The 25238-nt window shown below is 63.1% G+C and carries 20 protein-coding genes; 8 read left to right on the forward strand and 12 right to left on the reverse strand.

Annotated features, from left to right (window positions below):
* Nucleotides 1-64: 64 nt before the first annotated feature.
* Complete coding sequence (locus F3H35_RS02665; RefSeq protein ID WP_149778092.1) at nucleotides 65-1816, reverse strand: helix-turn-helix domain-containing protein; 1752 nt, start codon at nucleotides 1814-1816, stop codon at nucleotides 65-67.
* 367 nt (nucleotides 1817-2183) lie between these two features.
* Here F3H35_RS02665 and F3H35_RS02670 point away from each other — a divergent pair, with 367 nt between their 5' ends.
* Both F3H35_RS02670 and F3H35_RS02675 read left to right on the forward strand, forming a co-directional pair.
* Nucleotides 2184-4880, forward strand: a complete 2697-nt coding sequence (locus tag F3H35_RS02670) for a vWA domain-containing protein (RefSeq protein WP_223228290.1) — start codon at nucleotides 2184-2186, stop codon at nucleotides 4878-4880.
* A 3-nt stretch (nucleotides 4881-4883) separates the two neighbouring features.
* Nucleotides 4884-5750, forward strand: a complete 867-nt coding sequence (locus tag F3H35_RS02675; protein ID WP_149778094.1) for a hypothetical protein — start codon at nucleotides 4884-4886, stop codon at nucleotides 5748-5750.
* A 326-nt stretch (nucleotides 5751-6076) separates the two neighbouring features.
* Here the strand turns inward: F3H35_RS02675 and F3H35_RS02680 are convergent, their stop codons facing one another.
* From F3H35_RS02680 to F3H35_RS02715, 8 genes are all read right to left on the reverse strand, one after another.
* Nucleotides 6077-7297: a phenylacetate--CoA ligase family protein gene (locus tag F3H35_RS02680; RefSeq protein WP_149778095.1), complete on the reverse strand. Its 1221-nt coding sequence runs from the start codon at nucleotides 7295-7297 to the stop codon at nucleotides 6077-6079.
* A 59-nt stretch (nucleotides 7298-7356) separates the two neighbouring features.
* Complete coding sequence (locus tag F3H35_RS02685) at nucleotides 7357-8181, reverse strand: ABC transporter ATP-binding protein (RefSeq protein ID WP_007812276.1); 825 nt, start codon at nucleotides 8179-8181, stop codon at nucleotides 7357-7359.
* A 107-nt stretch (nucleotides 8182-8288) separates the two neighbouring features.
* Complete coding sequence (locus tag F3H35_RS02690; protein WP_149778096.1) at nucleotides 8289-9572, reverse strand: ABC transporter substrate-binding protein; 1284 nt, start codon at nucleotides 9570-9572, stop codon at nucleotides 8289-8291.
* A gap of 84 nt (nucleotides 9573-9656) precedes the next feature.
* Nucleotides 9657-10733 (reverse strand): branched-chain amino acid ABC transporter permease, encoded by a 1077-nt coding sequence (locus F3H35_RS02695; RefSeq protein ID WP_149778097.1) that lies wholly within the window; start codon nucleotides 10731-10733, stop codon nucleotides 9657-9659.
* Nucleotides 10733-10987, reverse strand: a complete 255-nt coding sequence (locus F3H35_RS02700) for a hypothetical protein (protein WP_149778098.1) — start codon at nucleotides 10985-10987, stop codon at nucleotides 10733-10735. The genes F3H35_RS02695 and F3H35_RS02700 overlap by 1 nt, the downstream gene beginning before the upstream one ends.
* A gap of 2 nt (nucleotides 10988-10989) precedes the next feature.
* Complete coding sequence (locus tag F3H35_RS02705; RefSeq protein WP_149778099.1) at nucleotides 10990-11976, reverse strand: branched-chain amino acid ABC transporter permease; 987 nt, start codon at nucleotides 11974-11976, stop codon at nucleotides 10990-10992.
* Nucleotides 11977-12020: 44 nt separating this feature from the next.
* Nucleotides 12021-12842 carry an ABC transporter ATP-binding protein gene (locus F3H35_RS02710; protein ID WP_149778100.1) on the reverse strand — a complete coding sequence of 274 codons (822 nt, stop codon included), beginning with the start codon at nucleotides 12840-12842 and terminating at the stop codon, nucleotides 12021-12023.
* Nucleotides 12839-14815: an AMP-binding protein gene (locus tag F3H35_RS02715; protein WP_149778101.1), complete on the reverse strand. Its 1977-nt coding sequence runs from the start codon at nucleotides 14813-14815 to the stop codon at nucleotides 12839-12841. The genes F3H35_RS02710 and F3H35_RS02715 overlap by 4 nt, the downstream gene beginning before the upstream one ends.
* Before the next feature lie 197 nt (nucleotides 14816-15012).
* On the opposite strand from F3H35_RS02715, the gene F3H35_RS02720 reads away from it, so the two are divergent.
* Together F3H35_RS02720 and F3H35_RS02725 are read left to right on the forward strand one after the other, a co-directional pair.
* Nucleotides 15013-16920: a hybrid sensor histidine kinase/response regulator gene (locus F3H35_RS02720; RefSeq protein WP_149778102.1), complete on the forward strand. Its 1908-nt coding sequence runs from the start codon at nucleotides 15013-15015 to the stop codon at nucleotides 16918-16920.
* The gene (locus F3H35_RS02725; protein ID WP_007812263.1) at nucleotides 16917-17618 is read left to right on the forward strand and encodes a response regulator transcription factor; all 702 of its coding nucleotides are present in this window, start codon (nucleotides 16917-16919) and stop codon (nucleotides 17616-17618) included. Before F3H35_RS02720 ends, F3H35_RS02725 begins: the two co-directional genes overlap by 4 nt.
* 144 nt (nucleotides 17619-17762) lie before the next feature.
* Here F3H35_RS02725 and fdhF read toward each other — a convergent pair whose 3' ends face one another.
* Nucleotides 17763-20546, reverse strand: a complete 2784-nt coding sequence (fdhF, locus tag F3H35_RS02730; RefSeq protein WP_149778103.1) for a formate dehydrogenase subunit alpha — start codon at nucleotides 20544-20546, stop codon at nucleotides 17763-17765.
* Between the two features lie 215 nt (nucleotides 20547-20761).
* Between fdhF and F3H35_RS02735 the strand changes: the two genes are divergently transcribed.
* Genes F3H35_RS02735 through F3H35_RS02750 form a run of 4 tightly spaced genes read left to right on the forward strand, consistent with a single transcriptional unit; the run spans nucleotide 20762 to nucleotide 24262 of the window.
* Nucleotides 20762-21412: a histidine phosphatase family protein gene (locus tag F3H35_RS02735; RefSeq protein ID WP_149778104.1), complete on the forward strand. Its 651-nt coding sequence runs from the start codon at nucleotides 20762-20764 to the stop codon at nucleotides 21410-21412.
* Nucleotides 21413-21429: 17 nt separating this feature from the next.
* Nucleotides 21430-22050: a glutathione S-transferase family protein gene (locus F3H35_RS02740; RefSeq protein ID WP_149778105.1), complete on the forward strand. Its 621-nt coding sequence runs from the start codon at nucleotides 21430-21432 to the stop codon at nucleotides 22048-22050.
* 11 nt (nucleotides 22051-22061) lie between these two features.
* Nucleotides 22062-23123, forward strand: a complete 1062-nt coding sequence (locus tag F3H35_RS02745; protein WP_149778106.1) for a saccharopine dehydrogenase — start codon at nucleotides 22062-22064, stop codon at nucleotides 23121-23123.
* Nucleotides 23120-24262, forward strand: a complete 1143-nt coding sequence (locus F3H35_RS02750) for a saccharopine dehydrogenase family protein (RefSeq protein ID WP_149778107.1) — start codon at nucleotides 23120-23122, stop codon at nucleotides 24260-24262. Before F3H35_RS02745 ends, F3H35_RS02750 begins: the two co-directional genes overlap by 4 nt.
* 134 nt (nucleotides 24263-24396) lie before the next feature.
* Here F3H35_RS02750 and F3H35_RS18755 read toward each other — a convergent pair whose 3' ends face one another.
* Both F3H35_RS18755 and F3H35_RS02760 read right to left on the reverse strand, forming a co-directional pair.
* Nucleotides 24397-24705: a hypothetical protein gene (locus tag F3H35_RS18755; protein WP_188129843.1), complete on the reverse strand. Its 309-nt coding sequence runs from the start codon at nucleotides 24703-24705 to the stop codon at nucleotides 24397-24399.
* 185 nt (nucleotides 24706-24890) lie between these two features.
* On the reverse strand, nucleotides 24891-25217 hold the full coding sequence (locus tag F3H35_RS02760) for a DUF3775 domain-containing protein (RefSeq protein ID WP_149778108.1): 327 nt from the start codon (nucleotides 25215-25217) through the stop codon (nucleotides 24891-24893).
* Nucleotides 25218-25238: the final 21 nt, after the last annotated feature.

Raw genomic sequence — 25238 nt, forward strand, 5'->3', positions numbered from 1 at the left:
CGATCAGCAGGTGCGCAGAGTAGCGTGAGTCATTCCAGATCCTGTCCAAGGATTGCGGAGCACCTCAATTTGCCTTGGCGCCGATGATTTCGATGATCTGACCGATGATGAATTCGGTTTGCTGGTAGATCAACAGGTCCGCGCTTTCCGGCACGGGCAGAACGGTCACGCGTGAATTCCGTCTTTCCAGTTGTTGGTACTCTTCCAGATCGAACAGGCCGTCCTTGGTTGGCACCATGCTGAGCATCGGAATGGTCAACCGGTCGATCGCACCGTCCACCGGGGCGTGGAACATTTGCATGTCCCGCACGAAGGTGCGGGTGCCCTGAACGATAAGGTGCGAACAGGCGTCCCGCACGAGCGTCGCCGTAGAGGGATTGCGGCAGATCTGCAGGTCAAGCGGCGTCGAGGCATGGGCGCGATCAAGATACCAATCCACCCCGTAGCGAGCGACCATGCGCTGACCAATCCGTGCGATCAGGTCCAAGAGCCGCGGCGCGGTTTTGGCAAGGCGCAACAGCGTTGCCTGCGGCACCGGCAACTTGCGAAACGCCGCCCGGTTCAGGCAGCCGTTGAACCCGACAGAGATCAAGGCCCGAAATGTCGTGGGGTCCTTGTCCTGTTGCGCCAAGAGCGGGATGATCCCGTCGGACAGGCCGATACCGACACAGCCTTTAAGGCCCATGCCGTCCAGAAATTCCTGCAACATCAACCGATTGTCTTCAAGAACCGGAAGGTCCGGGTGCAGGGACGAATTCCCATAGCCGGGCCGCGATGGAATGAGCAGTTTGATCCCGGCCTGCTTGAGCATCTTTTCCGCACTTTCCGGCAGGAGGTAACCCATGGCCATCCCCCGCAGGAAAACCGCGGGGATGCCATCGCGGGCCCCCATCCATGTCCAGGCGATTTCGCGCCCTGTATCGGTCACGAGGATCTTTTCGCGCCCAAGCGGGTCTTGCCATTTCGAGAGCAGCCCCCGATTGCGCAGCATCTGCCGACTGGTCACCATTGAAAACAGCCGGATCAGTTCCGCCTGCGATGTCGCGCCGGTCTTGCTGAGGATGGTTTTCATCTGGGTACGCACCGTATGCACCGAAACGCCCCGCTGTGTGGCCACCTCGGCAAGATCGCAATTATCGAAAAACTGCCGGGCGACTTCGATTTCGGCATCGGTCAGATCGAAAGCCTGAGACAGGGTCGCCGACACCTCGGGCGACCAGCTCAGTTCCAAGGAGCGGATCACGATGTAGAATCCATCCTTGTTGGAGGCTTTGAGCAGAAACGCCTCGGCGCGGAAGGCCGGTTCGCCGGTGGCGCGGTCAAGGACCTGAACGATGGCCTGCCCAAGGTTGCCCGGTTTCTTGGCCGACCGCAAAACAGCGTCCAGATCCGCCCGCGAATCCGGGGAAAAGCAGTCCAGTGACAGAAACGTGCCTTGAGATGACCCAAAGCTCCGCTCGCCCTCCGCATTGATGAGAGAGACACGCAAATCCGGGCTGATCACAACGGCAGGCCCGGCAACTTCGGCAACGACCCGTTCAAGAGGGTCTTCGAAAACCGGGGTGTCCAGACGGTCCAGCGTTTCGGCGGCAAGATCCATCTGTTTGAAGAAGGCGTTTGAAAAATGCCGCTCGAACAAGCTGGGCTCGGTGTCGAGCGCATTCAGTTTCTGGTTCCAGCGTTCGATAAGGCTGTCAACCGCCGTTTGATCGACAAAGGCGCGGAACGTATCCGAAATGATGTCCAGATCCAACTCGGTCGTTGGTGTGGTGTCGTCGGAACGAGTGTCCGGATTGCTGCGCGTTTCGTCTGACACAAAAGGCCCTCTGCCGCCGCTTGCGTTTATCGGAAGCCCGCCATGCGAGAGGCCGAGCCGCGTTTGATATGAAGGACAGAACCGAAGTCAATCCAGCCCCATACACCAAATAGTGTATGACAGGGTGTTCGTCACCTCCTAACCCTGTGCAGAGACTTCGCGCACAAGGCGTGGTTGCGCCGCTGGAGCAGACAGGATGAACCATGGATAGATTGAGAACGCGAAAAGCCTGCCTTGGGTCAGGGCCATCTGCCGCAGATCGGGGGGCCGAGCGGCGCCAGGGACCCGTGCCATCAGTCCAGCTTTTTCAACGCTCAAAGCAAGTGTCGGACTCGCCACGATGACAAGATTTTTCTTAGCCCTTACAATGATGTGCGCCGCAACTACCGCTTTGGCGCAGGATCGCGGAACGATCCTTGTGCTGGATGGGTCCGGGTCGATGTGGGCGCAATTGCCCGAAGGTCGGTCGCGGATCGAAGTGGCCCGCGACGTGCTCGACGATTTTCTGACCGCGCGCGACCAGTCGCAGCCACTGGGTGTCATTGCCTATGGCCATAACCGCCGCGGTGATTGCAGCGATATAGAAACCATCGCCCCGGTAGGCATGCAGGAGGGTCGCGCCCTTGGCAAACGTCTGCGTGGGTTGATGCCCCAGGGCAAGACTCCCTTGGCCGATGCGCTGCGCCGTGCCGCCGCCGAAATCCCGCGCAGCGCCGAAGAGGCCGATATAGTGCTGGTCACCGACGGGTTGGAAACCTGCGGCGGCGATCCTTGCGCGGTGGCCGCCGAGCTGGCCGCCCAAGGCATCCCCATTCGCGCCCATGTGGTCGGCTTTGGCCTGACCGAAGCTGAGGTCCAGCAGATCGCCTGCGTGGCCGAACAGACCGGCGGTATGGTGCTGGCCACTCAATCGGGCGCGGAACTGACCGACGCCTTGGTGCGCACGGCCTCCGCCCCTATGGAAGCGCCAGACCAGCCGGGCGTGGCGGCCATCGCCCTGTCGATCCGCGCCGATATTGCCGGGCGGCCGGATCGGGTCGCCTTTCGTGCTGTGAGCGAGGCGACGGGCGAGACGCTGGAGCTTGGGGTGCTGGATTTCGCGACCGCCGGGGCGCTGACGGTCGAACTGGCCGAAGGCAACTGGCTGATTACGGCGGATGCCGGCGATCAGGGCAACGGCGAAATCGCGGTTGCCATCGACGCGGGTGACAATCGCACGATCTATGTCCCGTTTCGCGGGTTGCTGCCCGGCCTTGACATGCCCGCCCCGACGGGGGCCTTTCGAGCGGGCATAACCGGCTTGATGCCCTACCGGATCACCCAGGAAGGTCTGGCAACCGGCGGCGGCGATTTCATTTTCTCGGTTCTGCCGCCCGATGCGACCGATACCGCGGATCGCCGGATCGATTATGCCACTCAGGACAGTCGGCTTGCGTCCCATGTCGGAGCCTTCCGCGCCCCCAGCGAACCGGGGGACTATTTGCTGGTGTTCCACCGAAACGCCAGGATGCCGATCGACGAGGTGATGGAGCGATTTGTCATCACGGTAGAAGCCCGCCCCGAGGTGCGCCTGATCGCGCCCCCGGCCGTTGAACCCGGCGCAAGGGTGCCTGTCAGCATCGCCGGTGGCATGGGCAACTCCGACCGCATCGAAATCTGGCGCGACGGAGCGCTGGTGTCATGGGATCAGAGCATCTACGTTCAGGACTTTTTCGACAACCGGTACGGTCCGGCAAAACCGTTGCTCGCCCCGACCGAGCCCGGTGACTATGACCTGGTCTATGTCTTCAGCGAAATCGACGGCCCCGACGCGGTCGCGGCGCGCGTTCCCCTGACGGTCGGCGTGGTTCCCGAGCTTGACGAGGCTGCGGTGGCGGCCCCGTCTGACGACCCGATCCGTCAGGCAGACGCGGCATCAGTTGCGCCGGAACAGATCGGCGAAGATGTCGCCTATGCCTGTCCCGCCGAAGAAGGGTTTCCCTGTTTCTTCGACGATCCTGCCACCGGGCTTGTCTTTGCCTTGCCGCCCGGTTGGGTCACGGATTTTCCCACCCGCGAGGCGGCGACTGCAGGCGGTCAGCCCGGCCCGGTGCGCGTCACCTTTTTCAGCACCGGCGACCCGGTGGAAACGATTGTCCTGAACCCGCACCAATGGACAACAATGAACGGCCCCTGCAGCGAGATGCAGCCCGGCTCCCTGTGCTGGTTCGCCAGCGACAGCGCGGAATTGACCCGCGCGCTCGAGATCCTGCCCCGCGCGATCCGCGACATGGGCCCACCGACCGATGCGGCCGAAGTCGCCCCGGCACCACCGGCGGATGGCCACGGCTATGACGGGCAAACCGATGGTCGCCCGTGGTCGACCTATCCTTACCGCTGCCTGCCCGATGACCGCCCCGAGGGCCCTTGCGAATTCACCGATGCGGCCACCGGACTGGCCATGTATCTGCCCGACAATTGGGTGGCCGAGGTCACCCCGGGGCCTGATGGACCGCGCGCCGACTTCTTCGAGGTGACGGGCGCGGCGCGATCCGCCTATCTCAACCCTGCGAACTGGCCAACGCCGGATCAGGGCTGTTTTGCCACACGGGCGGGTGATCTTTGCGTCCTTGCCGATGCCATCGACGCCGGCTTCGAAGAACCGCTGTCGATCCTGCAACGCTACCTTAGAACCGGTGACGTGCTGCGCACCTGCGGCCAGGAGCCCTGCGATTACCTGTTGCCCTGGCGCGGGTTCATGGGGACTTTGCCGGCCTTTTGGGGCGTGGAATTCCCGCAAGAAAACGGGCAGGGCACCCTGACCGGCTGGTTCTACGGCACTTTCGGTTCCGATCCTGTCAAGCTTATCGGGCTGAACCAGCCCGGTGGCGAGAATTGCGTGGAGGCTTTCGAAGGCGCCGAACTTTGCGCGTTCACCCCTTATATCTCGACCGAAGAGATGGAGGTCATCCGCAGCAGCTTGCGGATTGCGCCTCCCCCGCCGCCCGGCACCATCGGAACCTCGGCGGGCAAAGTCGACTATCGAGACATCGACCGCGTTCTGTCGGTTATCAAAGGGAATTGAGGAATGTTCAGAACGTTTCTGGCCGTTGCACCCTGGCTGGCCACTGCTGCCGTGGCTGAGGCCTGCAATACACCCACTGTTGTGGTCGAACGGGATGGTACTGCGCAATATGTGTCGCCGCAGGCGGACAATCGCGCCGAACTGGAGGTTGTGTTCGGCAATGCCCCGACGGATGAGTCCATCCTCGTCTTTGACGCCCGCAACGGTCAGGGAACATGGGTCTCGAAATCGGATTTGTCGTTGATCGGCATTGGTTTCAACACAAGGGACGCAGAGGTCGTCTATTCCGGCCCGCCCGAGTGCCGCCCACCCGAGCTGCCCATCGCCTTGCCGGATGGTGCACCGATCGGGGAACCGACCGAGCTGTTTCCCGACGGCGACCCCGGCACACGACCCATTGACCTCTTCCCGGATGAAACGGCGGGCGGTGGCCCGCGCAGCGGTCTTTGGCGCGCCGAGGTCGGACCGACAGCGATGGAAGGCTGCCCGCCCATGATGCAAGACGCGTTTCCGGCCTCGCAAGGCGCCCTGCCCGGAATGGATGGCGATCAGCGGCGCATGAACTTTGCAGATCCGTTTCATCCCGACACGCTTGAAATGTCCCGCACCACGGGTGTCAGATGGCAGCGGATCGGGGACAATAGGTGGCAGACAACCGACATGGCCGCCGCCATATTCGCGCAGATTCCTCAAGGGGAGGGCGGTGGATCGAAACTGATCTGGACGCTCACGGTGGTCTCGCCCGAAGAAATGACTTTTGCGCGCGCCATCGACATCGTTCTGCCCGCCGCCGCCCTTGCGATCATGGGCGGATCGGCGGATGGCTGCCGGGTCACGGGGACGGACCGCTGGATCAGGATCGGGGACTGACGCGGAAACCCAACCGGAAAGTTCCAGATCGAACCGGCCTCAATGCCGGTGCAGGTCACCACGTTCAGGTGTGCGCGCGGTCGATCCATCCAACAGCCCCTCTCGGCAGCAGTTGAAGTCTGACCACAAGGGCCGTGTCACGGAGGGCCCTTGTCGTCATTCCTGCATCGGCACCAGTAGAACGCCATGCTGGGGGATTTGGGCTGGAGACGGCATGTGGATAAAGATGGGAGTGACCGGCAGCGACCTTACGTGAGCGCCCATAAAGATTGTATCTTCACGCTTGAAAACACTCCCGCCGGAGGCGCCCCTGGCCCAAGGCAGCCTCAGTCGTAGCTGCGCTGATCCTCGATCACCTTGCCGTCATTGGGCAGACTGCCGCGGGCCACGATCTCCACCCGGCCATTCAGCTTGAGAGCCTCGGCAACCGATCCGGCATAGATCTCCGGATCGCCTCCATCGGCCTCGATCTGCACGGTCATCACATCCATCTCGCCCTCGCGGCTGGCGATGACCCTGGCGCGGGCGATCTCGTCATGGCGCGCGACCAAGGCCGCCACCTGTTCGGGACGCACGAACATGCCCTTGATCTTGGTGGTCTGATCAGCCCGACCCATCCAGCCCTTGATGCGCATGTTGGTGCGGCCACAGGGGCTTTCGCCCTCCATAACCGCGCTCAGATCGCCTGTGGCAAAGCGGATCAGCGGATAGTCGGGATTGAGCGTGGTCACCACCACTTCGCCCACATCGCCGGGCCGCACCGGATCGCCGGTGCCGGGCGTCACGATCTCGACAAGTACACCCTCATCCACGATCAAACCCTCCTGAGCGGGGGACTCGTAGGCGATATTGCCAAGATCGGCGGTGGCATAGCACTGCAGACAGGCAATACCGCGATCCGTATATTCCTGTCGCAGCGACGGAAACAGAGCGCCGCCGCCCACGGCGGCCTTGGCGATCTTCAGCTCCAGCCCCATCTCGGCCGCCTTGTCGAGTATCACCTTCAAGTAATCCGGCGTGCCGGCATAGGCGGTGACGCCGATGTCATGGGCCGCACGGGCCTGCAACTCGGTCTGTCCCGTCCCGGCGGGCAGCACGGCAGCACCGACTGCGCGCGCCCCATTTTCGAATATCATCCCGGCCGGGGTCAGGTGATAGCCGAAACAGTTCTGCACGATATCGCCTTTGCCCACGCCGCAGGCATGAAGAAATCGCCCCATCCGCCACCAGTCGTGGCTGTCGCCACCCGGCTCATAGATCGGGCCGGGGCTCTGGAAGATATGGGCGAACTGGTTGGCGTTGCGGGACGTCAATCCGCCGAACGGCGCCGCGGCGGCCTGTGCCCGTCCCAGATCGGACTTGCGCAGAACCGGCAGCCGCGCGAGGTCGGCGACACTGCTGATCGTCTGGGCCTCGACACCGCTCAATGCGCCATCATAGCCCGCCAGGGCCTGCGCGCGCGCGATCTGTTCGGGCAGGACGCGGGCAATAGCCGCTTGCCGCGCATCCGCGCTGCGCGTTTCCAGATCGTCGAAATACTCGGACATCCCATGTTCCCCTGATTGCCGCGCGGGCGCTGACGTGCCGTGCATGGTCGTGGTCTCCCTCAGCTCAGCCACCGCTTGCGGCGGCGATAGCTGCGCACATCGCGAAAGCTTTTGCGCCCTTCATCGGACATGCCCAGGTAGAATTCCTTGACGTCCGGGTTCTCGCGCAGATCGGCGGCGGGGCCATCCATCACCACGCGCCCGGATTCCAGAATATAGCCGTAATGCGCAAAGCGCAGGGCCACATTGGTGTTCTGCTCGGCCAGCAGGAAGGTATAGCCCTCTTCCTCGTTGAGCGTTTTCACGATGTTGAAAATCTGCTCCACCAGCTGCGGGGCAAGCCCCATGCTCGGCTCGTCCAGAAGGATCGTCTCGGGCCGGGACATCAGCGCGCGGCCGATGGCGACCATCTGCTGCTCACCGCCCGACGTATAGCCTGCCTGGCTCTTGCGACGCTCCTTGAGGCGCGGAAAATATTCGTAGACCATGTTCAGATCGGCGTCGATCTCGCCCTTGGAGGCGCCGCGCGTATAGGCGCCGGTCAACAGGTTCTCCTCGACCGTTAGATGCTCGAAGCAATGGCGGCCTTCCATCACCTGGATCACGCCCATCTTCACCAGATCGGAGGGCAGAAGATCCTGCACACGCTCTCCGCGATAGCGGATGCTGCCCTTGGTGACCTCGCCGCGTTCGGACTTGAGCAGGTTGGAAATCGCCTTGAGCGTGGTGGTCTTGCCCGCGCCATTGCCGCCCAGAAGCGCGGTGATCCCGCCCTTGGGCACCGACAGGCTGACGCCTTTCAGCACAAGGATCACGTGGTTGTAGATCACCTCGATATTGTTGACTTCGAGAAGCGTCTCTTCTGTGCGTCCAGCGTCCAGCATCTGTGTCTCCGTCATGCCCTTTGGGCCAAGGATAAAGCCCCAATGAAACTCTCGGGGGTCAGGCGCGGCGATCGCGCCGCCGCGCCTCTTGTGATGTGGCGTCCGCCTTACTGGCAGCGCATCTCGATGCCGTTCTCGGCGGCGAAGGCCTGCGAATCCTCGGCGACAAGCGCCTGGATGACCTCCTGATCGGACTGGTAGTAGTCGGTGATCAGCACGAATTCGCCGGCTTCCGCGTTCCACTGCGACACAGCACCAAAGCCGTTACCGCCGTGGTTTTCGCAGCTCACGTCGAATTCGGGGCCGAAGTTCGGCAGGCCAAGCGCGGCCATCTTCTCTTCGGTCATCGACAGGTTCTCCATGCCGTCGCGCATCATCGCGGGTGTGATCGCGGATGTGCCATGGATTTCCTGTGCGGTCTTGATCGCCTCGGCGGCCAGCATCGCGGCATACATGCCACGGTTATAGAGCACCGTGCCGACCTGATCGCCCGCACCCGCGGCCTTGCCTGCATCCACCACATATTTCTGGATGTCTGCGTAGATCGGATAATCCGAGCCGAGGTTGTGGAAGGTCAACGCCTTGTAGCCATTGGCCCGATCGCCCGCCGCTTTCACGTCGTTTTCCGAACCGGACCACCAGATGCCGATGAAATTCTCCATCGGATAGCGGATGTTCACCGCTTCCTGGATCGCCACCTGGTTCATCACGCCCCAGCCCCACATGATCACGTTGTCGGGCTGTTCACGGCGGATCTGCAGCCACTGGGATTTCTGCTCCTGACCGGGGTGATCCACCGGCAGCAGGGTCAGGTTGAAGCCGTGCTTCTTGCTCAGCTCCTCCAGCGTGCGGATCGGCTCCTTGCCATAGGCCGAGTTGTGATAGACCAGCGCGATGGTCTTGCCGCTGATATCCCCGTTGTTCTCGTTCAGGATATGGGTGATCGCGTGGCTGGCGCCATCCCAGTAGTTCGCGGGATAGTTGAACACCCACTCGAACACCTTGCCGTTCTTGGCCGAGGTCCGACCATATCCCATCGTGTGAAGCGGGATACCGTCAGCCGTGGCCTTGGGGATCAGCTGATAGGTGATGCCCGTCGACAGCGGCTGATAGACAAGCGAGTCGTCACCCTTGGTGGCCTCATAGCATTCGACCCCCTTCTCGGTGTTGTAGCCGGTTTCGCACTCGACCAGATTGACCATCTCGCCACCGATACCGCCATCGCGCTCGTTCAGCAGGGTGAAGTAATCCTGGTAGCCATCCGAGAACGGAATGCCGTTCGCGGCATAGGGGCCGGTCCGATAGCTGGTATCGACGATTTTCAAATCCGCAAGAGCCGGGCCAGCCGCCATCACGGCCGCCATGGCTGCGCCAAATAGTTTCATCTTCATCGGTTCATTTCCTCCCTTGGTGTCGTTCCGATGCATGTCAGGCCGCGGGTTGAAGCCCACGATCTTTCCTCCTCGTACCCCACCCTAATGCGGGAAGGGCCAAAGCCTCAGTTTTTCCTTGGCCACGCGCCAGAGCTGCGCAAGGCCATGCGGTTCGGCGATCAGGAAAAGCACGATCAGCCCGCCCACGATCATGAACTCCAGATGTGCCGCCAGATCGGTAGGCCAGCCCAGACCGCCCACCAGCGTGTTCTTCAGCAGAACCGGCAGCAGGACCAGAAACGCCGCCCCGGCAAAGCTGCCGAAGATCGAGCCAAGCCCCCCGATGATCACCATGAACAGCACCAGAAACGATTTCTGGATGCCAAAGGCTTCGCCCACCTCGACCGCGCCAAGATAGACCGCAAAGAACAGCGCCCCCGCGATGCCGACGAAAAATCCCGAAATGGCAAAGGCGCTCAGCTTGGCTTTCAGCGGATTGACCCCGATGATCTCGGCGGCGATGTCCATGTCGCGGATCGCCATCCATTTGCGACCCGCCATGCCCCGCGTCAGGTTCCGCGCCAGCAACGCGCAGGCCACGCAGAATACCAGGCAAAACAGGTAAGCCGCCCATGGCTCGGTTGCCGGGCCCGTCACCGCGACGCCCATGACCGTCGTTTCAGGTGCGGTGATCTGGCCCGAGGCCGAGTAGTTGTAGAACCACGACACCCGGTTGAACATCCACACCAGGAAGAACTGCGCCGCCAGTGTCGCCACCGCCAGGTAAAAGCCCTTGATCCGCAACGAGGGCAACCCGAACAGCAGGCAGACCCCTGCCGTGATGCCCCCCGCAAGGATGATGTGGATAAGGATGCTCACCTCGGGAAAGCCGGTCATCAGCTTGTAGCAGGCATAGGCGCCCACCGCCATGAACCCACCCGTACCCAGACTGACCTGACCGCAATATCCCACAAGGATATTCAGCCCGATCGCCGCGATCGAATAGATCAGGAACGGCAGGAACACCGCGTTGACCCAATAATCGTTGATGACGAAAGGCACCACCGCGAAGGCCGCGATCAGCACCAGGTAATAGCGCATCCTGTCGAACTTGATCGGGAAGGTCTGGCTGTCGTCCTTGTAGGAGGTTTTGAAATCCCCCGCCTCACGATAAAACATCAGAGAACCTCCCCGTGAATTTCATCATCGTCGCGCTTGTCCGCGCGGTTGGCCGGCTTGGCATAGCCGGTGGCTTCGGCATGGCGTGCCAGCCACAGAAAGGCCAGCAGCCCCACGGCCCCGCCAAGACCCGCAAGGATTGCGGCGGTGACCATCTGGCCCGGTTGGTTCGTGCCTGCGGTCAGCGCCAGATAGCCGAAGGCCCAGAAGCCCGACCATGCGATGACATTGGCAATGGCGATCGCTTTGTGCATGGCTACACCCTCTCGATGATCTTCTCGCCGAACAGGCCCTGTGGCCTGAAGACGAGGAACAGAAGCGCCAGAACATAGGCGAACCAGTTTTCGGTAGCACCGCCGATGGCCGATCCGATCGCGAACTCGAACAGCTTCTCGCCCATGCCGATCAGCAACCCGCCCACGATCGCGCCGGGGATCGAGGTGAACCCACCCAGCATCAGCACCGGCAGCGCCTTGAGCGCAATAAGGCTCAGCGAGAATTGCACGCCTGACTTGGTGCCCCACATGATGCCCGCCACCAGCGCCACGAACCCGGCCAGCGACCAGACCATCACCCAGATGAAGTTGAGGCTGATGCCGACACTCAGCGCCGCCTGGTGGTCATCGGCCACCGCACGCATGGCCCGGCCCTGCTTGGTGTATTGCGCGAACACGATCAGCGTGAAGACCAGCGCCGCGGCAATCGCCGTGGCAAACAGATCGAGATTGTCGATAAAGAACCCGTAGCCGAGGATCTGATAGGTCGCCTCGTCGATGACCCCGTTGATGCCCTGCGGCAGCCCCACATCGAGCTTCTTGATGTCGCTGCCCCACATGATGTCCCCGAACCCTTCGAGGAAATAGGCAAGGCCGATGGTCGCCATGAAAAGGATGATCGGCTCCTGGTTGACAAGGTGCTTGAACACGAACTTGTTGACCGCCCAGGCCAGTGCCACCATCACCACCATCGTCAGCAGGATCGCGAGGAACGCCGGCACATGCCAGCCGAAATGGTGGATCTCCGTGCCGAAGATCGAGTTGATCAGATGCGCGAACGGCACCTGCCCGTCCATGATCCCCACCAGCGTGAGCGCCGCGAACAGCGCCATCACGCCTTGCGCGAAGTTGAAGATGCCGCTGGCCTTGTAGATCAGCACGAACCCAAGCGCGACCAGCGCGTAAAGAACCCCGGCCATCAGGCCGTTCAACAAGACCTCAAGTCCCCAGATGAACTGCTCAGGCATGGCGCGGACCTCCCTTTGCTCGAACGTCAGCGATTGTTGCGAACTCAGTCATGGGCCACCCCCAGATAGGCGTCGATCACCGCCTGATTGTTGCGCACCTCGTCGGGCGTGCCGTCACCGATCTTCTTGCCGTAATCCATCACGACGACGCGGTCGCTCAGGTCCATCACGACGCCCATGTCATGCTCGATCAGAACGATCGTGGTGCCGAACTCGTCATTCACATCCAGAATGAAGCGGCTCATGTCTTCCTTTTCCTCGACATTCATGCCGGCCATCGGCTCATCGAGCAGCAGGATCGACGGCTCCGCCGCCAGCGCACGGGCCAGCTCGACCCGCTTTTTCAGACCATAGGGCAGACGACCAACGGGCGTCTTTCGGATGTGCTGGATCTCAAGGAAATCGATGATCTTCTCCACCGCCTCGCGGTTCTCGGTCTCTTCGCGTTCGGCCTTGCCCTTCCAGATCGCCTGCGCCAGCAATCCCGCATTCATCTGCCGGATGCGGCCTGTCATCACGTTGTCCAGAACGGTCATGCCCTCGAACAGCGCGATGTTCTGAAACGTCCGGGCGATGCCCTGACGGGCCACCTGATAGGGCTTCATCTGAGGCCGCTTCTGACCCTTGTAGATCACCTCGCCTTCCTGCGGATTGTAGAAGCCCGAAATCACGTTGAGCATGCTGGACTTGCCTGCACCGTTCGGGCCGATGATCGCGCGGATCTCGCCTTCGCGGATGTCGAACGAGATGTTGCTGATCGCCATCACGCCACCGAAGCGCAGCGTGATGTTCTTCATCTCCATCACCACGCCGCCGATCTTGCGGCCATCCGCGGTGGTATAGCCCTGAGTGTCCATATCCTTCATTCCGCCGCCACCTTTCTGTGCTCGCCCACCGGCACCACCGCCGCATCGCGGATCTGCAGCGTGGCGCTGATCGAGCCTTTGCGACCGTCCTCATAAGTCACTTCGGTCGTGGTGAAGATCTCGGTCGAGCCGTCGTACAGCGCGCCCAGAAGGTCCTCGTATTTCTCGCCGATCACACCCCGCCGCACCTTGCGCGTGCGGGTCATCTCGCCGTCATCGGCATCCAGTTCCTTGTGCAGCACAAGGAAGCGATGCACCTGGCAATGCGCCAGCATCGGATCCTCGGCCAGACTGCGGTTGACCTCTTCGACATGGCTCTGGATCATGTCCAGCACCTTGGGATTGCCTGCCAGCTCCTGGTACGAGGCATAGCCGATATTGTTGCGCTCGGCCCAGTTGCCCACCGCGTTGAGGTCGATATTGATGAAGGCCGCGCATTCCTTGCGGCCATTTCCGAACACCACCGCCTCGAGGATGTTGGGGAAGAACTTCAGCTTGTTCTCGACATATTTGGGCGCGAACATCTTGCCATCGGCCATCTTGCCCACATCCTTGGCGCGGTCGATGATCCGCAGATGCCCCGAGCCTTCCTCGAAAAATCCAGCATCCCCCGTGGCGACCCAGCCCTCGGGATCCTTGGTGCTCCGAGTGCTTTCCTCGTTCTTGTAGTAATATTCGAACGTGCCCGGACTGCGATAATAGACCTCTCCATTCTCGGCGATGCGGATCTCCACGCCCGGCGCAGCCACGCCCACCGTGTCTGAGCGAACCTCGCCATCGGGCTGCAGGGTGATGAACACGCTGGCTTCGGTCTGGCCGTAAAGCTGTTTCAGGTTGATCCCCAAGCTGCGGTAGAAATCGAAGATTTCCGGCCCGATCGCCTCGCCCGCAGTATAGCCCACGCGCACCCGCCCAAAGCCAAGCGTATCCTTGAGCGGCCCATAGATCAGCACATTGCCCAAAGCATATGTCATGCGGTCCCATGCGCTGACCGGCTTGCCGTCAAGAATCGCAGGACCGACCCTGCGGGCATGCGCCATGAAGCGGTCGAACAGCCATTTCTTGATCCGCCCGGCATCTTCCATCCGGATCATCACATTGGTCAGCTGCGTCTCGAACACGCGCGGCGGCGCGAAATAATAGGTCGGCCCGATCTCGCGAAGGTCGGTCTGCATGGTCTCGGCCGATTCCGGACAGTTGACGCAGAAGCCACACCAATAGGCCTGACCGATCGAAAAGATGAAATCCCCCACCCAGGCCATCGGCAGATAGGCCAACACCTCTTCGTCGCGGCTCAGCTTGTCAAACTCCGCGGACGAGCGTGACGCCTCGATGATATTGCGGTTGGACAGCACCACGCCCTTGGGCTTGCCGGTGGTCCCGCTGGTATAAAGCATCACGCAGATGCTGTCGTAATCCAGCTTCTCGCGCCGGGCCTTCAGATCGGTGATGAATTCATCATGAGCCGCGCGGCCCTGCGCCTGCACATGGCTGAACTGATGCAGCTTGTGATGATCGTATTTGCGCAATCCCCTCGGATCGATATAGATCATATGCTCGAACTGGGTCAGCCGATCCTGCACGTCGATCACCTTGTCGACCTGCTCCTGATCCTGGACGATGGCAAACCGCGCGCCGCAATGGTCCATCACATAGGCCATCTCTTCGGCCGCCGAATCCTGATACAGCGGCACCGGGATCGCACCCACCGATTGCGCCGCCACCATAGACCAATAGAAATGCGGCCGGTTGCGCCCGATGATCGCGACGAAATCACCCTCGTTCACACCAAGGTTCAAAAGGCCAAGCGCCAGCGCCTCGATCTCTTTCTCAGCCTCCGCCCAGGTCCAGCATTGCCAGATGCCGAACTCCTTTTCGCGATAGGCAGGCCTGTCCGCGAACTGTTTGGCGTTACGTTGAAGCAGCGCCGGAATGGACCCAAGCCCCTCCGCCGCCTGTGACGACTGTGCCAAATTTTTCTCCTCCCGAATGTCCGCTTTGCGAACAGATCGCCTTGTCCCGGCGATTCCTCCGATCCCAAGGGTGCGAATTTCACGCTCGCGGTCAACTTTTTCGTGAGCATTTCGCAATCCTTTCGAATTGTAACAACCGCACGAACAACCTTTGCCCCTGCCCTTTCCGGTGCTAGCCATTGGCAAAAGGGCGCCCGATGAGAGTGACACGCACCGATACCAACGCCATGACAATGGCCGGCCTGAACCTGATCCAGCAGGCGCTGTCGATCTATGACGCCGATCTGCGGCTGGTGGTGTGCAACCAACGCCTGCAGGAATTGTTCGACCTGCCCGACCGCCTCGTGACACCCGGCGCCGCCTTCGCCGACACGATCCGCTTTCTCGCCGAGCGCGGCGATTACGGCAATGTCGGAGATACCGCCGAATTCGTGCTCACCCGTGTCGAACAGGCCCGCACCTTCGAGCCGCATTACATGGAGCGCACCCGCGCCAACGGCACCACCATCAGCGTCGAGGGCACCCCGCTGCCACAAGGCGGGTGGGTCACCGTCTATACCGACATCACCCGCATCAAGCATCAGGAGCGCCTGCTGCGCACCCGATCCGAGGAACTCTCGGACCAGCTGCTCAGCTATTCCGAGGATCTCTCGGCCGCCAACCGCAAGCTTTCGGCCACCATCACCGCTCTGGAAGAGGCCAAACGCCAATTGACCGCCTCCGAGGCACGCACCCGCCTGACCACCGAAATGATGCCGGCCCATATCGCCCATGTCGGCCCGGACCGCCGCTATACCTACTCCAATCGCCGCCTCAGCGCGGTTATGCCCGGCAGCCGCTCCGAGATCATCGGCCTGCCGATCGACGAGGCGCTTGGCCCCAGCGCCTATGCTGCGATCCGCCCAAGGCTGGACGAAGCGTTTCTCGGGCGGGCCTCGGTCTTCGAATTCACCCACGATCCCAGCTCCCGGCGGATCCGCGTGGCGTTCACGCCGGATGACACGCAAGGCGGGGTCTATATCCTGTCGATGGACATCACCGAGGAATCCCAGACCCGCGCCGCCCTGCAACAGACCCGCCGCCGCGAAATGGCGGCCCAGCTCACCAGCGGCCTGGCCCATGATTTCTCGAACCTGCTGACGATCATCCTCGGGATGCAGTCCCGGCTTCAACGCATGGAGCTCGGGCCACAGGCGGATGAGCTGATCACCGCGACACTCTCGGCGGCGCGCCGGGGCGGCGGCCTGCTGAACCGGATCGCCGACATGACCGGCCCCCGCGAACATGCCCCTGTCGCCACCGATCTGAGCAGCTTCCTGCGCGATCTCGAGACACTGGCCCGCTCGACCCTGCCCGATGCAGTCGACCTCACCGTCAACAACCTCGCAGGCGCGGGCGCCTTCATGCTCGATCCGGGAATGCTGCAGGATTCTCTGCTGAACCTCGTGCTCAATGCCCGCGACGCCTGCGGCAGCCGGGGCCGGATCGAGCTGCAGACCAATTGCCTGCAGAACACTTGGCTGGAATTCATCGTCCGCGACACGGGTCCCGGTTTCACCGAACAGGCCCTCGCCCATGCCCTTGATCCCTTCTTCACCACCAAGGGAGGCGAAGGCTCGGGACTGGGTCTTTCGATGGTCTATGACATGACCAAGCTGGCCGGCGGCCGCGTGACGCTGGCCAATAGCGGCAGCGGCGGGCAGGTCACGTTGCGCCTGCCGCTGCGCGTGGCCGCCAGCACCAGCGCCCCCGGCCTGATCCTTCTGGTCGAAGACAGCCCGGACCTGCGCGGCGCCGTGCGCGACATGCTGCGCGACGCAGGCCATGCTGTGATCGAAGCGGCCTCCGCCGACGAGGCCCTGAAACTTCTGTCCGATGTGCCACAGATATCGGCGCTCTTGTCCGACATCTCGCTGGAAGGCGACAAGACCGGCCTCGATCTGCTGCGCGCCCTGCCCGACGCGCAGCGCCCCGCCTACCTGATGACATCCCTGCCGCCCGACGATCCGCTCCACCGGGCCGCCCTGGCCTGCGCGCCGGTGCTGCGCAAACCCTTCACCGCGGCGCAGCTCCACGGCTTTCTCAAACAGGACCCGACTCCATGACCGCGCCTCTTGTCACCATCCTGGACGACGAACCGGCAATCCGCACGATGCTGTCGGACGCCCTGCAGGACGCGGGCTTTCGCACCATGACCTTCGCGCGCGCCACCGAATTCGAAGCCGCCCTGCGCACCGCGCGGCCCGATGTCTGCCTCGTGGACCTGTCGCTGCCCGATCGCGACGGGCTGACCCTGGTGCACAGGCTGGCGCTGGAACAGGGCGCCACGGTGATCATCATCTCTGGCCGGGCGCAGGTGCAGGACAAGGTCACGGGGCTGGAACTGGGCGCTGACGACTACATCATCAAACCCTTCGATCCCGCCGAGGTGGTGGCCCGGATCCGTGCGCGGCTGCGCCGCGACACCGCCACGCCCCAAACCGGCGATACCGCCCGCTTCAATGGCTGGGTCGCGCATTTCGATCGCTACGTCCTCGAAGATGACGCGGGCCGCGAAACCCCCTTCTCCCATGCCGAGGGAGAGGTGCTGCGGCTGTTTCTCGAACGCCCCAAACGCCTGATTTCCCGGCAGGCGATGCAGGAGGCACTTGGCGGCGCCGCCGGCGACAGCTTCGACCGGGCGATGGATGTGCGCATCTCGCGGCTGCGCACCAAGCTGCGCGAAGATCCCCGCAACCCGCGACTGATCAAGACGATCTACGGCGCCGGCTATATTTTTCTGGACGATGTGACCTGGGGCTGAGGGCGGCGGGGGCCAGCCCCCGTCGCGTCTTCGCCGCGACTCCCCCGGGATATTTCCGGCCAGAAGAAGCCGCAGCGGACCTCTGGGTTTCTTCTGGCCTCAAATATCCCCGCCGGAGGCATCCGACAGACGCCCCGCGCGCCGTCATTCGGCGGCGACAGCATCCTCGTTTGCCGCTTCGACCCGCACCGCCGAGAATTTGAACTCGGGGATCTTGCCATAGGGATCGAGCGCCGGGTTGGTCAGGATGTTGGCCGCCGCCTCGACATAGGCGAAGGGCAAGAACACCATGTCGGGCGCCACGGCCCTGTCCGCCCGCGCCATCACCTCGACCGAACCGCGCTTGGTGGTCAGCCGCACCATGCCGCCCGGCTCCACGCCGAGGCGGCGCAGGGTCGAGGGATGCAGCGAACAATTGGCCTCCGGTTCCACCGCATCCAGAACCGTGGCACGGCGTGTCATCGAGCCGGTATGCCAATGCTCGAGCTGCCGCCCGGTGGTCAGGATCATCGGATATTCCGCATCCGGCAGATCGTCGGGTGGAATGACGCTGGCCGGGGTGAAGCGCGCCCGGCCTTCGGGGCGCGGGAAGCCGTCGCCGAACACCACCGCCTCACCCGGACCATCGGGATCGTGACACGGATATGTGACCGCGTTCTCCCGCTCGAGCCGCTCCCATGTGATGTTGTTGAGCGAGCGCATGTTCTGCTTCATCTCGGCGAAGACATCCGCCGGGCTGTCATAGTGCCAGGCAAGCCCCATCCGGTTGGCCAGCGCCACCGTGATCGCCCAATCCTCGCGCGCCTCGCCCGGCGGTGTGACAGCGGGGCGGCCCATCTGGACCTGTCGGTTGGTATTGGTCACCGTGCCCGACTTCTCGTAGAAGGCCGAGGCGGGCAGGATCACATCGGCGTAATTGGCCGTTTCGGTGATGAAGATATCCTGCACCACCAGATGATCGAGCTTGGCCAGCGCGTCACGCGCATGTTCCACATCCGGGTCCGACATCGCCGGGTTCTCGCCCAGGATATACATGCCGCGGATCTTGCCCTCATGCACCGCATCCATGATCTCGGTCACCGTCAGGCCCTTCTCGTTCGAGAAATCCCCCGACTGCCAGACCTCGGCAAAGGCGCGCCGCACGCCATCGTCCGTCACGCTCTGGTAATCGGGCAAGAACATCGGCACCAGCCCCGCATCCGACGCGCCCTGCACGTTGTTCTGTCCCCGCAAGGGATGCAGCCCGGTGCCGGGCCGCCCCACATGACCGCACATCAGCGCCAGCGAGATGAGGCAGCGCGAATTGTCGGTGCCGTGGATATGCTGGCTGACCCCCATCCCCCAGAAGATCATCCCCGCCTTGGCCGTCGCGAAATCGCGGGCCACGGCGCGCAGCGTCTCGGCGGGAATGCCGCAGAGCACTTCCATCTTCTCGGGCGGGAATTGCGCCAGATGGGCTTTCTCGGCTTCCCAGTTTTCGGTGAAGGCCTCGATATACTGCTGGTCGTAGAGCCCTTCTTCCACGATCACATGCATGATCGCGTTCAGCATCGAGACATCCGCCCCCGGCTTGAACTGCAGCATATGCGTCGCAAACCGGCGCAGGCCCACGCCGCGCGGGTCCATCACGATCAGCTTGCCGCCACGCTTGGTGAACTGCTTGAAATAGGTCGCAGCGACCGGATGGTTCTCGATCGGGTTGGCGCCGATCACGATCGCCACATCGGCGTTTTCGATCTCGTTGAAGGTGGCGGTGACCGCCCCCGATCCCACGTTTTCGATCAGCGCCGCCACCGACGAGGCATGGCACAGCCGCGTGCAGTGATCCACATTGTTATGGCCAAAGCCCTGCCGGATGAATTTCTGGAACAGATAGGCCTCTTCGTTGGTGCATTTGGCGCTGCCGAACCCGGCCACCGCGGCACCGCCGTGCGCGTCCTTGAGCCGCTTCATGCCGCCCGCCGCGATATCCAGCGCCTCGTCCCACTCGGCCTCGCGAAAGAACGCGCGCCAATTGCCCGGATCCACGTTCAGCCCCTTGGGCGGCGCATCCTCGCGCCGGATCAGCGGCTTGGTCAGGCGGTGATCGTGATGGATATAGTCGAACCCGAACCGCCCCTTGACGCAGAGCCGCCCCTCATTGGCCGGGCCGTTGAGGCCCTCGACATATTTCACCTTGTTGTCCTTGACCTTCAGGCTGACCTGACAGCCGACGCCACAGAACGGGCAGATGCTTGCGACTTCACGGTCGTAATCGGCGCTGTCGCCGGTCTGCGCGTCGTCCAGCACCGTGGCCGGCATCAGCGCGCCGGTGGGGCAGGCCTGCACGCATTCCCCGCAGGCCACACAGGTGCTTTCGCCCATCGGATCGGCGAAATCGAACACCGGATAGGCGTCATGCCCGCGCCCGGCCATGCCGATCACGTCATTGACCTGCACATCGCGGCAGGCGCGCACACACAGGTTGCACTGGATGCAGGCGTCCAGATTGACCCGCATCGCCACATGGCTGTCATCCAGCAGCGGGATGCGCTCTTTTCCCAGCTTGGGAAAGCGACTGGTCTCGACCCCGTTGAGCCGCGCCATGTCCCACAGATGCGAGGACTTGTCGTGCGAGACATCCTGCGCCGGCTGATCGGCCAGCAAGAGCTCCATCACCATCTTGCGCGATGTCTCGGCGCGCGCGGTGTCGGTCTTGACCACCATGCCCTCGGCCACTTCGCGGATGCACGAGGCGACCAGCGTGCGCTCGCCCTCGACCTCGACCATGCAGGCCCGGCAATTGCCGTCGGGCTTGTAGCCCGGCGCGGGCTTGTGACACAGATGCGGAATCTTCAGGCCACGGCCATGGGCCACGTCCCAGATGGTCTGGCCCTTTTCGGCTTCAACCTCACGGCCGTTCAGCGTGAACTTTATGGTATCGGACATGGCGCGCCTCCTTGGTTGGGAGATGGTAAACCACGCGGCGCGCAAACGGAGTCTCACAATCCCGACACCTCGCCGCAATTTTGCGGCCTTGGCGACGCCGGGGTTTCCGATAGGCAACAGGATGTCGCATGAAATAAATCCGCGCGCCCACCTTCCACCCTGCCGCATGCGGCGCTAACGTGCCGCCGATACGCCAACAGCAGGACGACAGAACAGTGTCCGAGATCATCCTCGTGCGGCACGGCCAGGCCAACAGCCACGCCACCGACGAAGCCGGCTATGACCGGCTGTCCGATCTGGGCCGCGCGCAGGCGGGCTGGCTTGGTGCGCATCTGCGCGCGACCAATCCGCATTTCGACCGGGTGCTGACCGGCACCCTGCACCGACAGGCCGACACCGCGCGCGCGATGGGCTATGACATCACCACGCAGGATCCGCGCCTGAACGAGCTGAGCTATTTCGCTCTGGCCCATGCGCTCGAGGCACAGCACGGCATCCCGGCCCCGCGGGACGCCACCGAATTCGCCACCCATCTGCCGCAGGTGATCGACCATTGGACGCGTGACCGGCTCGAGGATATCCCCGAACGCTTCACCGATTTCGCCGACCGCATCACCGCCGCCATCGACGAGATCTGCCACACGCCGGGCCGCACCCTCGTGGTCACTTCGGGCGGAGTCATCGGCATGGCGCTGCGCCATGCGCTCGGGCTGGAAAACGGCGGCATGGCCAAGATCATGCTCCAGATCATGAACAGCTCGCTGCATCGGCTGGAATTCGTCCATGACATGCTGATGGTGGGCGCGTTCAACGCCACACCGCATCTTGACCTGCCCGACCGGGCCCATGCCCGGACATTTGTCTGAAGAGGAGACCAGACATCATGAAGTTCTATTATTCCCCCGGCACCGTGTCCGTCGCCGCCGCCTATCTGCTCGAGGAAACCGGGCTGTCCTATGATCCGCAGCTGGTCGATTTCAAAGCCTCTGCGCAAACCAGCCCCGATTATCTGGCGATCAATCCCAAGGCCCGTGTACCCGCTCTGGTGACCGATGCGGGCATCCTGACCGAAACCGGCGCCATCCTCGAATATGTCGCCAGCCGCGTGCCCGACCGTGCGCTTGTACCTGCCGATGCCTGGCAGGCGGCGCAGATGCGCAGCGCGATGTATTATCTTGCCAGCACCGTGCATGTGAACCACGCCCACAAGCATCGTGGCCACCGATGGGCGACGCAGCAATCCTCGTTCGACGACATGACAGCCAAGGTGCCCGAAACCATGGCCGCCGCCTGCCGCTTCATGGAGGACAACTGGCCGCTTTCGCCCTTCGTTCTGGGCGAGGAGATGAGCGTGGCGGATCCCTATCTCTTCTCGATCTGCACATGGCTCGCGCCCGACGGGGTCACCATCGACGACTATCCCAAACTGGCGGCGCATTTCGCGATGATGAGCGCGCGCCCCGCCGCCGCCGCCCTGCGCGACAAGGGCATCACCCGCAACTGAAAGACCGGACCATGACCCATCTCTGGCTCCGCGCCGAGCAACGCGCCAACGAAGACCGCACCGGTCTCACCCCCGATGGGGCTGCCGCCCTGATCGCCCGCGGTCTCACCGTCACCGTCGAAGACAGCCGCACGCGCATCCTGCCGATCGACGCCTATCGCGCGGCGGGCTGTGCGATCGCGGCCGAAAACAGCTGGCCCGACGCGCCCCGCGATGCGATCATCTTCGGTCTCAAGGAACTGCCCGATGACGGCACGCCGCTGCCGCATCGCCACATCATGTTCGGCCATGCCTTCAAGGGCCAACATGCGGGCCGCCGCCTGCTCGAACGGTTCAGGGCCGGGGGCGGCACGCTTTATGATCTGGAATATCTCGTGGATCCCGAGGGCCGCCGCGTCGCGGCCTTCGGCTATTGGGCGGGCTATGCCGGGGCGGCGGTCAGCCTGATGGCATGGGCCGCGCAACGACAGGGCGGCCTCTGCCCGCCCGTCTCGGCCTTTGCCGACAAGGATGCGCTGCTGGCCGATCTGGGCGCGCGGCTCGACACCACCGGCGCCGCACGCCCCTCCGCGATCGTCATCGGCGCCCTTGGCCGGGTCGGCACCGGCGCAGCCGATCTGTGCACCGCGATGGGCATCACCCCGACACGGTGGGACATGGCCGAAACCGCCCATGGCGGCCCCTTCCCCGAAATCCTCGCCCATGACATCTTTCTCAACTGCATCTTCGCGCGCCCCGGCACACCCGTCTTCGTGCCGCGCGACGCCCTGACCCAAGACCGCCGCCTGACCGTGATCGGCGATGTCGCCTGCGATCCCGACAGCGATTACAACCCGGTTCCGGTCTATGCGTCGGCAACCACATGGGACGCGCCGGTTACGCGCGTGCATGACACCCCGCCCCTCGATGTCATGGCGATCGACAATCTGCCCTCGCTCCTGCCGCTCGAATCCTCACTGGATTACGCGGCCCAGCTTCTGCCCTCGCTTCTGACGCTCGATGCGCTCGACGCTGGCGTCTGGGGCCGGGCCAAAGCCACATTCGACCAACACATTAAGGAGGTCCGAGCATGACAATTCACTGGTGCGGAACCGGCCTTTCGGCCATCCCCGGCCTGCGCCGCCTGATCGAGGCGGGCCATGAGATCACCGTCTGGAACCGCACGACCGACAAGGCCCGTGCCGCCGTCGGCGACCTGACCGACGACATTCACGCCTTCGACATCGACCGGCTCGCCGGGATGCTGCGCAAGGGCGATCTGGTGGTCTCGATGCTGCCGGGCGACTGGCATGTGCCGCTCGCCAAACTCTGCATCTCGCATCAGGCGCATTTCGTCAGCTCGTCCTATATCGCCCCCGAAATGCGGGCGCTCGACGAGGACGCCCGCGCCGCCGGTGTGGCCTGCGTCAACGAGATCGGCCTCGATCCCGGCATCGACCACCTGATGGCGCATCACCTCGTTGCCGACTACACCGCCTCCCCGGCTTTCGACGCGGGCAATGATCTCAGCTTCATCTCGTATTGCGGCGGCATCCCCAAACACCCCAACCCCTTCCGCTACAAGTTCAGCTGGTCACCGCTTGGCGTGCTCAAGGCGCTGCGCTCGCCGTCCCGGTCGATCCGCAACTACTCCGAGCTGAACGTCGCGCGCCCCTGGGACGCGATCAGCAGCTATACCGCCCCCTTGCCGCAGCCCGAAACATTCGAGGTCTATCCCAACCGCGATTCCCTGCCCTTCATCGCCGATTACCGCTTCGATCCCGACTGGCGGATCAAGGATTTCGTGCGGGGCACCTTGCGCCTCAATGGCTGGTCCGACGCATGGGCCGATGTCTTCGCCGAGATCGAAACTCTCGAAGGCGCCTCCGGCGACGCCCGCCTCAAGGAGATGTCGGATCAGTTCTGGGCCGAAAACGCCTATGACGAAGACGAACCTGACCGCGTGGTTCTGTGCGTCTCGCTCAAGGCCGAACGCGATGGCAAAACCGTCTGGCACAAGACATATGTGATGGATGCCTGGGGCGATGCGCGCGGCACCGCCATGGCGCGTCTGGTGTCGATCCCGGTCTCGCTGGCGGTCGAGGCGGTTCTCAACCGTGAAATCCCCGCAGGCGTCAGCCCCGCACCGCATGACCCCAAACTGGTTTCGCGCTTTTTGGACGAAGTCGACAAGCTGGCACAGCACTTGCAAGTTGTGGATCATATGGCCTGATAGTGTCCCTCCCTCCCCTGGCCAGGCCCCGGAGCACGGGCTACGACCAGGGGATCAGGCCATGTGTCAAGTGTGTCCCCACGCAGGCCCGGCGCGATCGGATGATCCAACGCCGGGCCTGTTTTTCTGTCTGCTCACCCGTCCCAATACCGGCCAGACGCCTGCGCCTGTTCCCGGGCACTCGGATGCGCCGACGGCCGGAACGGCACCTCGACCACCTCGGCGGCCACCGGCTGGCCCGACATCTCGGCCTCCATCAGCTCTTCGGACTTCGGCCCCTGTATCTGCACCGTGGCCATGTCCAGCTCGGCGGTCTCCACGTGGTGGCCAAGCCCGACATTCACGCCTTCCAGCCACAATTGCAGATCGCTATCCGGGGTCGAGAACCAGAACTCGTCCCGATCCAGCCGCAAAGGCACCGGAGGGCTGAGTCGAAATAACATGCGACAAGGCCCGCGATCACGGTCTGGTGAGTGGCGCGCGCTTGGGCCGCAACGCGCGCCCTGTTAAGGCGTGATCGCCTGGTGCTCCGCACCGAAACGATACCGACGCGATACCGACGTATTACCGACGTGATACCGAACAGGATTTTTCAATGAATTCTGTGGATTAACCTGAGTCTCGGCTCTCAGCCGCCGCGCATCAGGTCATCCTCGTCATCCACCAGCGAAATCCCCAGCTCGTCCATCCCGTTCTCCAGATGATCCGACAGATGCGGTGTGCCCAGCAGGTAATCCGCCGTCGGCGTCGTCGCCTCGGCCATCGCCGTGCGCTTGGCCTCTTCCAGCTCATCCGCGCCAAAGCTCTCTCGGCCGATCCACATCAGGGCCACAAGGCTGGCCTGTTCCTCTTCGGTCAGCCGGTCGATGAAGGCCCGCAATTCAGGTTCCGCACGATTTAATTCCCGTGCCATAAGAACGACTTGCGCGACCTTGTATGTGCTTATGTCCAACATTTTGCCTCTCCTGTTCGCCAG

Origin of the sequence: Roseovarius litoreus (genome assembly GCF_900142765.1) — a bacterium.
GTDB classification, from domain to species: Bacteria; Pseudomonadota; Alphaproteobacteria; order Rhodobacterales; family Rhodobacteraceae; genus Roseovarius; species Roseovarius litoreus.